Consider the following 13,760-nt stretch of genomic DNA (forward strand, 5'->3'; position numbering starts at 1 on the left):
TGACAAGTTATTTATAATGATTCTAAATTAAAAAGAAGCCCTAGAATGAGTTTCCTGGTTTAATTATTTAGTTCGTGTCGATCCTCGAGCAATCAAGGTGTATGGTAACTTAATTTGTGTTTCCGTCAATTTTTCACCGTTCATCAACTTTGTTAACATCCGCATGGCAACGGCCCCAATATCGTACTTAGGCTGGTTAATTGATGAAAGCTCTGGTCGGGAAACAATCGAAAAATTCGTGTTGTTTGATGTCACAATTTCCAAGTCTTCCGGTACCTTGTACCCATGGTCCTGATAATAGTTCAAGATGGAAACGGCAATTTCATCATCGTAAGCAACAACGGCCGTCACATCCTGGGCCATTAAATCAGCAGCCTGTAGTTGGCCAGCCTCATAGGTCCGTGCTTTTGCAAAGACTAGCTGGTCAGCGTAATCGATGCCCGCTTCTTGCAAAGCACGTTGGTAACCAACTAAACGAAAATCCTGATCAATTGCCCGGTCTCTTGAACCAAGAACCAAAGCGATTCGTTGATGACCGCGGGCGAGCAACTTAGTGGTCACCGTTTCAAAGGCAGTCACATAATCGATATTGACGGATGGCAAAGCTTCATTCTCGGCCACCGATCCGGCCAAAACAATCGGAACGCCGGCAGATTGAATCATGGCCATCACTGGCTCCGAGAGCTTAGTCCCCATATAAATAATACCGTCGACCTGCTTCGTCAGCAGGTTTTTGATAGCCGTCACTGCCCGATCCTGTTCATCATCGGTATTGGTTAGCAAAGCATCGTATTGATACATTTGGGCGATGTCATCAACGCCGCGAGTCAATTCAGAATAAAAAATATTCGTCACATCCGGCATGACCACGCCAATGGTGGTAGTCTTCTTGGAGGCTAAGCCCCGGGCTACCGCATTGGGCTGATAGCCTAGCTCGTCAATTGCCTTCAATACTTTGTCTCTGGTTGACTGGCGCACATTATCATTGCCATTAACAACTCGGGAAACAGTGGCCAGTGAAACTCCGACCTTTTCGGCGACATCATAAATTGTTGCGTTTTTCTTTTGCTCTGCCATCGCCATAACTCCTTATATAAAGCCTATTCTAAAGTTCAATCATAGCAAAAAAAGGCCGTTTGTGCAAACGCTTACACGGCCTTTTCATTTTTATTTAAATTACAAGACATTTTCATCCTGGTGCGTGTCAAGCAATTCTTGTTGACGGTAACGCCAGTAAGCAATACCCATGAAACCGAAGCTACCAACAAGCATTAAGAAGAAAGCGGCAACAAGGGTTAACCAGGTTGGCCAGCCATGGTTGGCTGCCCATAAAAATACAATTGGGTAGGCTAGTAAAATTAGAAAACTCCAGCCAACTTTAAATAAGGTCATGATTCCTTTCCTTTAATTCATAAAAATAATTCATAAAAAATAATGGTTTACTTGGCCAAGAAATTTTTCAGGAACTACCGCATTTCCTCAACCAAGGTCAATTGTGTTCGACACTGACCACAGCGATATTTTTTCGTATCCACTCGTCGTTTTCGATAAAAGTCGTGCCCGTTTTGGCAACGATAATGCCATTTCACGCTCTGCTGCTTTCTTGGCTCTAAAGCCGGTGCATAGCGCGATCCACCGATTTGTTGCAAGAGTTTCTTAAAATCGGCATCCTTATGCTGGTAGCCTCGGTGCGCCAAATGGAGGTGATAATGGGTTAGTTCGTGCTTGACAATACCGATAAAATCAGCCCGATGGGCCATCTTCGGATTGAAGTCAATATGATGGTCAGCTAAGTGGTAGCGGCCACCCGTTGTTTGCAAGCGATTATTATAGATCGCTTGGTGCGTAAAAGGCCGGCCAAAGAACTCTAAAGAGACTTTTTCAACGAATGCCTGCAAATCAGCTTGTCTGAGTTCAGCCGATTCAAAGCCACGTCCAATTTCACTATGAGTAGTCGCTGCTGGTTTTTTATGCGTGGATGTCGTCCGTGGCGTTTTCACCTTCGGGCTAACATGCCGACGATCACGCCTGGTGAACATAGACGTAATCAACGACCTTTTGCAGAGTCGTTAAGGAATCCAACTCTTCGTCTGGAATTTCCATATTATACTCATCTTCAACTTCTAAAACCAACTCAACCACATCAATTGAATCGGCCGATGTATCCTTAGCAAAGTTCAGATCGGGGCTAACCTTCTCAGCCTTTAATGAAAACCGTTGTGCGGCTTCCTTTGCTAACCGGTCATAAATCTGTTCTTTTGTAAACGCCATTTGTTACTCCTTCAGCGACTAACGGCTCGTGAGCAATATCATTCACGACCGTCAGGCTGATTTTTATTTTTCAATTTTCTTTGCCTTCAAAGCGTCGGCATTTTCTTTAATAAAGGCCGTTGTCTTTTCGACCAAGTTTTCCTGAACCATCGTTTGAATCTGGCCCATCGTGTTGGCAACAGCATTGGCCTTAGCAGAACCGTGCGTCTTAACGACAGGTGCCTTCACACCCAAGACCACAGCACCACCCTGTTCATTAAAGTCCATCTTATGCTTCAAAGAGCGCAAGGCTGGCTTCATCAAGAGAGCACCCAACATGCCACGGAATCCAGCTGATTTGATCGAATCCTTCAACTGATCCATCATCGTCAAAGCCGTTCCTTCCATAGCCTTCAATGCGGCATTACCAGAAAAACCATCAGCAACGACGACGTCGGCAGTTCCTTCCAAGATTTCACGGGCCTCAACATTGCCTAAGAAATTAAAAGCAGTTGCCTGTTTCATCAATTGGTGGGCTGCCTTGTGAGTCTCATCCCCCTTGTCTTCTTCGCCTCCATTATTTAATAGACGAACACGAGGGTTTTGAATGCCCATAACAGACTGCGCATAGAAGCTACCCAAAATCCCATATTGGTAAAGATGCGCTGGCTTATTTTCGGCATTAGCTCCCAAGTCCATGAAAACAAATGAATCGTGAGGGCCACCAAATGATGGAATAGCAGATGCCAAAGCAGGGCGGTCAACACCCTTAATCCGACCAACGATAAAGATAGCAGAAGACAGGATGGCACCAGTATTACCGGCAGAGAACAACGCATCCGCTGTCCCTTCCTTCACGGCCGTTGCAGCGCGCACCAAAGAAGAGTCTGACTTATTTTTCATTGCCTTAACAGGTTCTTCGCCCATCTCGATTTCCTCTGTCGTTGGAATCAATGTAATTCGGTCATTATTTTGAATCAATGGGCGGACCCTAGCTTCAGTTCCAAACAATTGGAATTCCAAGCCTGCGTAACGGTCACGGGCCAATTCAACTCCCTTGACAATTTCATCTGGGGCAAAGTCCCCACCCATCGCATCAATGGCAATCTTAATCACAATTTTTCTCCTAAAATTATCGTTTTCGTTTTAAATTCATTAATCAAAATGGCGGAACTGCGCCATGGTTTTGGATAAGTAAGTTACTAGGGGCTGATTTTCCACCTGGTTGTCCCAATCTGACTCACGCACAAGACTTAGGGCTTCTTGCTGGGCAATGGTCAGCATCGTCAAATCCTTAACTGGATCACCCACCTGAAATTCAGGCATCCCGGACTGCTTTGTCCCTAAGATATCACCTGCGCCCCGTAATTCCAAGTCACGCTGGGCTAATTCAAAGCCATCGGTTGTATCAACCAATGCCTTGAGCCGTTCCTTACCATAGTCGGTCTTAGGGTCGGCCACCAAAACCGTGTAGGATTGGCGGTCACCTCGGCCAACCCGCCCCCGCAATTGATGAAGCTGAGCCAAGCCGAAACGGTCAGCATCTAATATTAACATAATGGAAGCATTCGGCACATCGACCCCAACTTCAACGACGGTCGTTGCGACCAAGACCTGAACCTGATTGTCCTTGAAGCCCTGCATCAAGGTATCTTTGTCGTCCTTTTTCAACCGGCCATGTAAAAGACCAACCGTATAGTCCGGCAAGGCCGCCTGCAAGGTCTGGTAAACTTCGGTGACATTCCGGACATCCAGCGTCTCGGATTCTTCAATCAAGGGAGTCACAACATACGCCTGCGCCCCCTTGGCCAGCTCTGCCTTCATCAAAGCCAGCGCCTGGTCAAACTGTCTTTGAGAAAGCTGACTCGTAATAATCTGTTTCCGTCCTGCTGGTAACTCGTCAATCACAGAAACTTCCATCTCACCATAGGCTGTGATGGACAAGGTTCTTGGAATTGGTGTCGCCGTCATGGCCAGGATATCAGGGTTCATCCCCCCCTCACGTAACTTTGACCGCTGTTTCACACCAAAACGGTGTTGCTCATCAATGACTGCTAACCCAAGATGATGGAAGTAAACGTCGTCTTGCACCAGAGCATGGGTGCCGACAACAATATCAATTTCACCATTGGTTAAATCAGCTAAGATTTGGCGACGCTGCGCAGCCTTCAGTCCGGAAGTCAACAGTTCCACCCGCAGGTCAATCCCCGCTTGATCAAAGAGCTTTGCCAGGCTCTTGGCGTGTTGCTGGGCCAGAATTTCGGTTGGTGCCATTAAGGCTGCCTGACAGCCGGCAGTCACCGTTGCATACATGGCGATGGCTGCCACCACCGTTTTTCCGGAACCAACATCACCTTGTAGGAGGCGGTTCATGTGCCGTGCATCGTGTTGGTCGGCCAAAATTTCGCCGACCACTCGCTTTTGGGCAGCGGTTAAGTCATAAGGAAGGCGGTCAATCAGTTTGGCAACCGCCGCCTTGTCATAATCCAGTGGTTGACCACCAAAAGACTGGTCTGCCTGTTTGATCAATTGTAGGCGCATTTGAAAGATAAAGAACTCTTCGAAGGCCGCCGACCGCCGACCGGCCTTGGCTTCCGCTGAGTCCTTAGGAAAATGGGCCCACTCGATTTGCTGATTTTTATCGAGGAGGCGGTACTTATCACGCAAGTGTTGTGGCACCAAGTTTGGCATCTGCCCACGCAGTTGTCCCCATGCTTGCTCAACCAAATCAGCAATCGTCTTGGCCTTAACGCCCTTGGAGGCCGGATAAATTGGATCGAGGGCATCGGCCGTGGCTGGAACTAATTTGATAGCGGACAGGGCCGCCTTAGCTGCATTAAAGGTCCCATAAACGGCGACCTCCTGGCCAACCTCGATGTTTTTAGCAACCCAGGGCTGGTTAAAGAAGGTTACCCGGATATTTTCACGATCAATCAACAATCCTAAAACCGTCTGCGACCGCTTGCCAAAGCGCCGCACCACGGTGGGTGTGGAAACAATCCCTTTAAACGTCACCTTTTCCCCATCAAGCGTTTCCGATGGCCGTCTTGCGCCCAAGTCCTCGTAGCGGAAGGGATAATAAGTCAACAAGTCTTCAATTGTAAAAATACCCAAGTCGCGTAGCGCAGCTTGTCTCTTTTCCCCGACACCAGACAGTGCTGAAACCGGGTCTTCTAAAGCCAATGACATGAGTGTATCCCCTCTTTTTGATAAGCAATATTTTACCATTTTCAAGAACGAAATGAAATATCGGCCACGCCAGCAAGCCTGTCAGCACCACCTTTGCAACAATTTTGTCACGTTCGCCACCAAAATCAGAAGTTAACCAGCCAGTATTCTTTTGACATGGATTTTTCATCCATCCCAGTCATTCAAGCACTGATTTCTCATTTTTTAACCATAAAAAAAGACGCCAACGGCGACTTTTGTTCTTTAATGAATAAATACTGTGATGAAAGTAATCGCTCCAAAGAAAATTCCAGGAACGTTGGAAATGATGATTGGCCAATCCTTATAAGTCTTCAACCAACCATAGCCAGTCCATAGCGTAGCGTTGATCATCGCAACGGCTGGTTGGAGCCAGTTAACCGGCTCCCCACTAAAGTTAGAAATAATCTGTGGAAAGTATGAAACGTACATCAAGATATTCATCACGGTTGCGACCTTAGAAAAGATCTTCAGCATCTTAATCCGCTTCTCATCTACCTGTTTTTTTTCTTCTGGTGAAACATAATTATCAACACGCATGCCCATGATTTTGTATCTCCTATTCCATCATTCGCTCGAATGATTGTGTCAATTATAACACAATCAGAAAAAATGCAAGGACAATCGAAGCGAAGTGTTGGATAATCAAAAATAATTTATTTTTGATTAAAAAGCGCCATTATCCGTCAATCCTATCAGAGCCAGTTTTATCACTAAATGGCCGAAAAATCAAAAACAAATCATTGGAATTTAATCAACATTCCAGAACTTTAAACAAACTAAAACTTGCTTCATCAATTTAAACGAAATTTTATTACTTTTTGTTAGTTTTTATCTCATTTTTGATAGAATAAAGTATATCGTTCATCGAAGATGACATTCTATACAATTAATAGCCTTTTATAGAATCGTATAGAAGGCTAATTGCAGATTTTGTATCTTAAAATGTAGAAAAGATTTGTCGATACACCAACACATGCTTAGGTATTTTAGTTGAAGTAAAAACAAATAGGTAGTTCGAACAATTGAATGAAAGCATTACGTGCAGAGCCGGAATCACGATAAAAGCTGATTAACTTAGGTATTAGGAGAAGGCCCATATTATTAGAGTCAAATCATTCAAATAGCGGTAAAGTATCAGTATTTTAAATGAGTATGAAGTCATCGTCAACGTTGGTAAAAAAGATGACATCTACTACGGACAAAAGCTAGGCGTCTATAAGCGGTTGGGCGAGGTCACCGCTCCCTATAATGATGACAAATTCTTAGGCCGCTGTGAATCACTAATTGAAACACTGACACCATTAAAAATCGACGAAAACTACTCGATTTTATACAAACGTCACTTCGCTGTACCATCAACTACACATGTTAACTATCCATTAACTAGCACAGAAGCGCTGATTTTAAATGTTGATGACGACAATATTCTCCCGTTTGAATACGTTAGTCGTCAGACCATTAACCTGGGCGATACTGTGAGAAATTTACCGTTGTACTGATGGCTGTGGTCTGCCCGCCTATTAAACAAAATTTGACTGCAATCCAATCAACGGAAAAAATATATTTTGTGCCTATAAGAGGCAGCAATTTGAAGGCTTAACAGCCTTCTTTTTTGTTTACCAGTACAAGGGAAGTATCGGCCACAACCGCAAGCAAAGACTCACCGTTTTTTGTTTGAACATCAGTGGCGCTTGTCCTCTCAGGCAATTGAATCCAATTGTCTTCAGCAGCGAGCAGATCCCCTTCCAGTACATCCTTGGCCATTTTAGTCGCTTCAATTTTATCCTTTCCAAGGGTATTCACATTTGGAAAATCGTGGAAGTTAACACCAATGCAGTCGCAATCTAGATATAAAGTTGCGTAATACATATATTTCATATTGCTCACCTTTTCGATCTCAACGTGCAAAATCAGCCTAATAGCCCAATGCTTTCAGTATTCGCTGGGCTAGCCTCTTTTTTCAATCAACATTGTAACATGTGCCAATATGGGTGTTAGCACCAACTATCTATTTTAAAATCAGAAAAGTAATTACTTGTGTGCGCCAATCGACCACAAATAATCATACGAAATCAAGATAAAATAACGCAGTTCAAAATAAATAAAAAAAGTCCCCGACAGGATAACCCGTCAGGGACTTTACTTTCAAGGTGGCAACCGGAGTCGAACCGGCGATCAGGGTGTTGCAGACCCATGCCTTACCACTTGGCTATGCCACCAAAAAGCGTTTGAACAACGCTTATAATTATAAAGAAAATTGGTCTAAATTACAATACCTTTATGAAAGTTATTGCACAAGCTGATTTAACCCAATTTATTATCTAAGAGAATCTGCTTCATTTCAGCCTGAATATCATCCGGCTTAACCCACTCGTCAAAGTGGTCAGCTTCCAGTGGTAAAAAGTCATAGTGATGGTTAATAAAGTCCTCTACCTTTTCCACGTGAGAAGACCGCGGAATATTCATCTTCAAAATCCGAACTTCTTTAATCATCCCATGCTCAGCAGCATACTCTGCTCGAGAGTTTTCGGAAATATTGCCCAGCTCGTAGTAAATTGTGCCATCGTTGCGGGTGATTTCTTCAATCAAATTAAACGTCTGATTCATCTAACAAGTTCCGTCCTTCCTTTTGGTAACGGCGCTCGACCATGTAAGTCGACAGCCAAATCGATAGCAAAATACCAATCATGCCCAACAGCATCGTGGCCACTTCCATCACCAAGAGCTTGGCATTGATAAATTCCGCCAACGTGTAGTGCAGGCGCAGGTACCAAATCAAGAGTGGAATATTAGCTCCCAACATCCCGAAGAAGAGTGTGTTAACCGCCGTCCCCAGAATTTGGCTGCCAATGGTTTCCGCATGCTCACTTAACGATTCCTTCGTAATATCGGGCGAACGTTCAATTACTTCAAATAAATCAGCAGTAATCGCCATCGAAGCTTCAGCAATCGCCCCCAAAGCCGAAATGACCATCACAATCACGACTAAATGGCTAAAGTTGATGCCGATATTGAGCGACAAGCCCTCTAATTCATCCGAATTTTCCAGAGTATAGCCTTGGACCTGAGCAAAGTGTTGGGTCAAAAAAGACAAGCAGCCAACAACGGTGGTGACCACCAAAGAGCTCTGCCAAGCAATTGCCATGACCTTAGCTCGACCGGCCGAAAGGTAGATAGCGACCGAAAGAATCATCAAGGAAATGATGGCCATCACGATATAAGGATTAAAGCCCCAATTAACAAGGATAATCAACGTAAAAATCAGGAAAAAGTTCAAGACCAGTCCCAAAAAAGTCTTCAACCCTTGCTGACCACCAACAATCATCAATGAAAGAAGAAGGATAATAATCAGCACACAAATCGAATTCATTTTGCCGCCTCCTCTTCTTGATGACGTAATTTCCAGGCCGTCAGGCCGGCCGTGACTGGTACTGCCCAAACAATTCCAAGAGCAGAAACAACCGTCTGCAAGATACCAAGGTTCATGACTTGGTCCAAAATGTAGGACCAATTATTGCCATTGCGTAGCATCAAAATCACCATTGGAATCGTCTCGGCAATAAAAATCATAAACAAGACGTTGGTCAAGGTACCCAAAATCTCACGGCCAACCGACAATCCCGCCTGCCAATAATCCTTAAAGGGTCGATGCGGTGATTCCCGGTAAAGGCCAAAGAGACCAGCAACAATATCAGCGGACTCATCCATCACCGCTCCCAAAACACCAATAATAGTTTGCGCATAGAAAATTGGGGCTGGAACCTGGGTCACAAAGGACATCGTTTCAAAGTGCACACCAATACCACCCGTCACTAGTAACACAAACCACATAACAAAAACCGCCAAAGCAGTCGTAATGGCCGTCGCCACTAACGTAATATGGGCCTGCCGACTGCGTCCTAAGACAAGGTAGAGCGAAAGAGCTGCTAAAGCCACCGCTACCAAAGAAAACCAGAGAACAACCGGCAAACTCTTAACGTGAACATCAACAACCAGTGCCACCACAAAAACGGCAGCATTCAAGACAACCGATAGCAACAAGAAACTAGTCTTTTTAAAGCGAACATAAATGATTGTCGCCGTTACCAATAAGGCCACCAACGCCAAGAGCGTCGAATCGCGCTTGATGGTGTCGATCTGATAGGAACCAGAATACTCCTTGAGTAGAATTTGGTCACCAACCTCGTAATTAGTCGTCATCGTCTGTGAGGCCATCACCTGATTTTGAATCTTAACCGTTTGGCCAGATCGGTTGAGTAGTTTCACCGACAAGTTCTGGGTATATTGACCGTCCTGGTTACCAAATTCGTCCGTGGTTGATTCTTGACTGGTCTGCTTAACGGCCGTAACCTGGCCAACAGGGGCGGAGTACAAAAAACTATCAAAGCGGGCAAAGAAAAAGGCCAGGATGGTCACAACGGCAATAATGGCCAAGCGGCCAAGCTGTTTTTTCATGATCAACATCCCCTCTTACCCTCCTAAAAAGGGCAAAGTTAAAACTTACAAAAGAAAAGAGCTGTCACAGTCACTGTCCAGCCCCAACAGAATTTTTTTAACGACGTAAACGCAGATTTTCGCCGGCTACAGCCACTGGCTGGGCCAAGAATAAGATTCGCTGCATCAACCGGGCAGCCTTGCCCGGCTCTTTTGCCTCTCTCGTTTGACTCAAATACTCCTCTAATGAGGTTAAATCAAAATTAGAAGTAAAGCAAGTGGTCAACTGATTTTGCATTCGGTATTCCAAGATAACCGACAGGATCGAATCTCTCGCCCAAGCAGTCAAATTATCCGTCCCCATATCGTCTAAAATCAGGACTTCGGCCTGTTTAGCCTGCGCGATAATATCATCCGTTTTTTGTTCAGTACTATTTTTATTGAAACCGGCCTTCAAGTCCTCAATCATCGTTGTCCAGTGGACCATCATGACCGAAATCCCATTAGCAGACAAGGCATTGGCCAAGGCTCCCATTAGGTAGGTCTTCCCGACACCAAAATCGCCGTAAAGATAAAGGCCTTGAACAAAGTCGTCCTGGCGGCCTTCATCTTTTGAAACCAAGGCGTCAAAAAGTCGAACGGCCGCTGAAACAGCAGCCTGGCGACCAGGGTGTTGGCCGACTTCTGCAACTAATTGTTTCAAATCAGCCTGGCGAACGTCCTTTGGCACCGAAAACATCTTCAGCATCTTTTTTTGCATCAAAGATTCCTGGGTTTTCTGGCTGGCCTGGTAGGTCACGTGTGGGTAACCCTTTTCAATCGTTAGAATGGGATGGTAACCGGGAAAAAGGCCACTATCAGGATTTTTACTCTGATGCTTTTGGTTAACATACTCGAACAAGTCCATCATCGACACCGCGAAGGCATCGGGTTTTAACTCTTTTTGATGTGCCTGCCAGAAATCTTGAACGTCTTGATTGTTCTTGATCACTTCCAGGGTTTGCGCCAAACGGGCATTGGAAACTTGGGGATATTTTTTTTGAAAATCTTTTAAGGCTGACCCTAAATCTTTCATTACAAACCTCAATTCTTAGTTTTGCGATCCTTCAACAACGCCATCATGGCAGCTGCATCATCACCCTGACTGGCCCGGCTAGTCAACTGGTCATTTTGAGCCATCTTCGGTTCCACCTTCTGGCCGGATCGATTATACCAACCCTGGTAGCGACTTTGATTCGTGCTCGTGCGGGCCTTCTGCTGGTTTTGGTGGTTCTTAATCGCAGCGACTGCCTTCGGTGCGGTATCGACCTGATTTTTCGCCCAATCATTGACAATCGAATCGACCAAGTTCCGCTTCAAATCAGAATTATCCATATTCACCAAAACCTGGTAAATCAGGATATTGATCACTGGTACCGGCAAAATATTTTGTTGAACCAGATTGGTTAGTAACTGGCTCTCGGACTTTGTCACGTAACCATGATTATTTTCTTTAATTTGCCGTAGAAAGTCAATTGGACTCAATAAATCAGCTGCCTGATAAAGCGATTGCAGGACCCTTGATTGTTTTGACGTGCCTTGTTTAAGCTGACTCTGACTGTTTGACGCCTGAGCCGTTGGTTGACCCTGGCCGCCAGTCAGCTGCTGGCCAACTGAACCAACTGCTTGATAGCTCTGCCCTGGACCAGCTGAAGATGTTTCAACTTGATTTCCCCGGTTGGCTAACTTGGTCTTTTCAGCATTGTTTCCCCACTGATTTTGCAAGTAGGCCATAAAAGCAGGACGGTTTAAGCGGTGATCATCAAGGTTAATGTTGCGCGTAATGGCCGTTGCTAACTCGGCCTCGTTCAGCCCGTAAAGGACCTGCTGGGTCATAATCAATTGCCGGTCGGACGCTAAATTAGCAGCCGTTGTGCCATGGATAAGGGCGACCATCGCATCGTAGTCAAAGCTCTGCGTACTAAAGTCCAAATCGTCCAGCGACCCTGGCCCTGCCAATTCGACACTTGGCTGGCGGCCGGCAACCGGATTATCAAAGAATTCCAAGAAGCTAGCCGAGAGGTTGACAACGTTGGCACCAGTGACTTGACCGGCCGGTTGACCCGCAAAGCGGTCAGCCAAAACCTGAAAGCGGTCCTCACCGGCAAAGTAAAAGAGTAAGCCAGACAGCAAGTCTTCGTTAAAGAAGTCTTGTGCCGTCATTGGAGGCTGAATTTGATATGTATAGCCAGCAAAGCCACCGGCTTCCTGGTAGAAGGTTTTCAACAACCCCACCGCCTCCAGCGCCTTGCGGGCATGGACAAGGTCGGGCAATGACAAGGTTAACGTATCAAGCAGCAAATAGTGATCGGACCATTTTGTCGTACCGGCCTGGCTCTCTTGAACCATGAAATGGTAGAGGGCATAAGCTTTGGCACCCAGAAAAGGCAAGTACAAGCTAAAAACACGGTCCAAATCAGCAAGGCTAATTGGCGCCTGCAAGCTCAAATAGGCCGGCTCTTTCGCCTGAAATTCAATTGTCTGCTTGGAAACAGCCATTATTCTTCCTTCTTTAAATCAACTAGATACTTTTCAACTTGCTGCTTTAGTTCTTCTTCACTGCCATTATTGTCAAAGACGACGTCAGCCATCTCGACCTTCTTTTCGATTGAAATTTGGGCCTTAATTCGGCTTTGAGCCGCATATTCGTCTAAGTGATCTCGGGCCATTAATCGGTCAAGTTCGATCCGCGGGTTCGTAGCGACCACCAAAATTTGGTCGAGCCAGCCAGATTCATCGTACTTTTGTTCAAAAAGGAGTGGAATGGCGATAAAAATCACCTTTTCACCACGGTTTTTAAAAAAGTTGAGCTTGTCCTCAATCGCTGAGTAAATTGCTGGACTCGTAATCGCTGTGAGTTCCTTTAATTTAGCTGGGTCTTGAAAGACCATTTGCCCAAGCTTTTTTCGGTTCAAGACTCCGTTTTCAACAATATCTAAACCAAAAATATCCTTGATTTTTTCAAGAGTAAAGGTCCCCGGTTCCACTACCTCGCGGGCAACCAGGTCGGCATCAATTACCCGATAACCGGCAGCTGCCACAATCTTGGTGACTGCTGATTTTCCAGTAGCAATACTCCCTGTTAAACCGATGATTTTCATGCTGCCCCCTTCTGCAAAGCTTGTGCAAAGACTTGGCTTGAGTAGACAACTCGCGCCGTATTCAAGTATGGCGTCACGTAGATATAGGCTAAGCCAAAGGTCAAAAACCCTAGTAGGTGCCAGCCCAAAAAGGAAAGTTCAAGTTGGAAAAGTTCCATTTTTCGTCCAGACATTACCCGCCGAGAAATCGAAATATAGTCGGTCAAGGATTTCTGCTGGCGACCAAGCAGGCTATCCATCTTAAAGGCATAGTAAGTCTGTGAGTAGGAGAAGGCCTTAACGAAGCCCGGAATCACCAGTACCGACCATAAGAAGAGCAGGATGTTTTGTACGAAAGCCAGCATAAAGGTCGCAAAGAACCGCCCAAAGCGAAAAGCCTGAATGCTTTGGCGCCATGTGACCTTAGCCTTTGGTTCCTGAAACTGATCCACAATGGCCCATTTAGCAGACCAAGAGAAGACCAGAGCAATGGTACTGGCAACCGTTTGGCTAAAGTAAGCACTTCGTTGGTTGAAGTACACCAGCTGACCCGTTTGGTGATAGTTCAATAACACCAGATAGGTTGTTGTCAGTACCAAAGCGGTTTGAAAAAGATTAAATAAAATAACAATCCAGTTAGCCTTGATGGCAGCAACAAAACTTTTTTGTAGATGTTTTCTGGCGGTCAGCTTAACACGATTGCGCGAGATTGGTGTGATTTCTGTCATGAGTTCCTTTCGCGAAAAG

At 45.3% G+C, this 13,760-nt stretch carries 15 protein-coding genes and 1 tRNA gene; all 16 read right to left on the reverse strand.

Annotated features, from left to right (window positions below; genetic code table 11):
* Positions 1-63 precede the first annotated feature (63 nt).
* The 16 genes from FEFB_RS05890 to FEFB_RS05965 all read right to left on the reverse strand — a co-directional run bounded on the left by FEFB_RS05890 (position 64) and on the right by FEFB_RS05965 (position 13,741).
* A complete protein-coding gene (locus tag FEFB_RS05890; protein WP_047975313.1) occupies positions 64-1,077 on the reverse strand; it encodes a substrate-binding domain-containing protein in 1,014 nt (337 codons plus the stop codon).
* 99 nt (positions 1,078-1,176) lie between these two features.
* Positions 1,177-1,392, reverse strand: a complete 216-nt coding sequence (locus FEFB_RS05895; RefSeq protein WP_047975314.1) for a hypothetical protein — start codon at positions 1,390-1,392, stop codon at positions 1,177-1,179.
* 74 nt (positions 1,393-1,466) lie between these two features.
* Positions 1,467-1,940 (reverse strand): SprT family protein, encoded by a 474-nt coding sequence (locus tag FEFB_RS05900; RefSeq protein WP_047975384.1) that lies wholly within the window; start codon positions 1,938-1,940, stop codon positions 1,467-1,469.
* Between the two features lie 82 nt (positions 1,941-2,022).
* The gene (gene acpP, locus FEFB_RS05905) at positions 2,023-2,271 is read right to left on the reverse strand and encodes an acyl carrier protein (protein ID WP_047975315.1); all 249 of its coding nucleotides are present in this window, start codon (positions 2,269-2,271) and stop codon (positions 2,023-2,025) included.
* Positions 2,272-2,334: 63 nt separating this feature from the next.
* Positions 2,335-3,363: a phosphate acyltransferase PlsX gene (plsX, locus tag FEFB_RS05910; RefSeq protein WP_047975385.1), complete on the reverse strand. Its 1,029-nt coding sequence runs from the start codon at positions 3,361-3,363 to the stop codon at positions 2,335-2,337.
* A gap of 42 nt (positions 3,364-3,405) precedes the next feature.
* Entirely contained in the window at positions 3,406-5,439 is a 2,034-nt protein-coding gene (gene recG, locus FEFB_RS05915; protein ID WP_047975316.1) for an ATP-dependent DNA helicase RecG, read from the reverse strand.
* 243 nt (positions 5,440-5,682) lie between these two features.
* Entirely contained in the window at positions 5,683-5,997 is a 315-nt protein-coding gene (locus FEFB_RS05920) for a SemiSWEET family transporter (protein ID WP_047975386.1), read from the reverse strand.
* A 1,059-nt stretch (positions 5,998-7,056) separates the two neighbouring features.
* On the reverse strand, positions 7,057-7,338 hold the full coding sequence (locus tag FEFB_RS05925; protein ID WP_047975317.1) for a type II toxin-antitoxin system HicB family antitoxin: 282 nt from the start codon (positions 7,336-7,338) through the stop codon (positions 7,057-7,059).
* Between the two features lie 270 nt (positions 7,339-7,608).
* Positions 7,609-7,679: transfer RNA gene (locus FEFB_RS05930), tRNA-Cys, on the reverse strand.
* Positions 7,680-7,764: 85 nt separating this feature from the next.
* Positions 7,765-8,067: a hypothetical protein gene (locus FEFB_RS05935; protein WP_047975318.1), complete on the reverse strand. Its 303-nt coding sequence runs from the start codon at positions 8,065-8,067 to the stop codon at positions 7,765-7,767.
* Positions 8,051-8,830 (reverse strand): YibE/F family protein, encoded by a 780-nt coding sequence (locus FEFB_RS05940; protein WP_047975319.1) that lies wholly within the window; start codon positions 8,828-8,830, stop codon positions 8,051-8,053. Before FEFB_RS05940 ends, FEFB_RS05935 begins: the two co-directional genes overlap by 17 nt.
* Positions 8,827-9,924: a YibE/F family protein gene (locus FEFB_RS05945; RefSeq protein ID WP_369795913.1), complete on the reverse strand. Its 1,098-nt coding sequence runs from the start codon at positions 9,922-9,924 to the stop codon at positions 8,827-8,829. Before FEFB_RS05945 ends, FEFB_RS05940 begins: the two co-directional genes overlap by 4 nt.
* A gap of 88 nt (positions 9,925-10,012) precedes the next feature.
* On the reverse strand, positions 10,013-10,969 hold the full coding sequence (gene dnaI / locus FEFB_RS05950) for a primosomal protein DnaI (RefSeq protein ID WP_047975320.1): 957 nt from the start codon (positions 10,967-10,969) through the stop codon (positions 10,013-10,015).
* Between the two features lie 8 nt (positions 10,970-10,977).
* Positions 10,978-12,432, reverse strand: a complete 1,455-nt coding sequence (locus FEFB_RS05955) for a DnaD domain protein (RefSeq protein ID WP_047975321.1) — start codon at positions 12,430-12,432, stop codon at positions 10,978-10,980.
* The gene (coaE, locus tag FEFB_RS05960; RefSeq protein WP_047975322.1) at positions 12,432-13,034 is read right to left on the reverse strand and encodes a dephospho-CoA kinase; all 603 of its coding nucleotides are present in this window, start codon (positions 13,032-13,034) and stop codon (positions 12,432-12,434) included. The genes FEFB_RS05955 and coaE overlap by 1 nt, the downstream gene beginning before the upstream one ends.
* Entirely contained in the window at positions 13,031-13,741 is a 711-nt protein-coding gene (locus tag FEFB_RS05965) for a DUF975 family protein (RefSeq protein WP_047975323.1), read from the reverse strand. Before FEFB_RS05965 ends, coaE begins: the two co-directional genes overlap by 4 nt.
* Positions 13,742-13,760: the final 19 nt, after the last annotated feature.

This window comes from Fructobacillus sp. EFB-N1 (assembly GCF_001038455.1).
In the GTDB taxonomy this organism is placed as follows: Bacteria; Bacillota; Bacilli; order Lactobacillales; family Lactobacillaceae; genus Fructobacillus; species Fructobacillus cardui.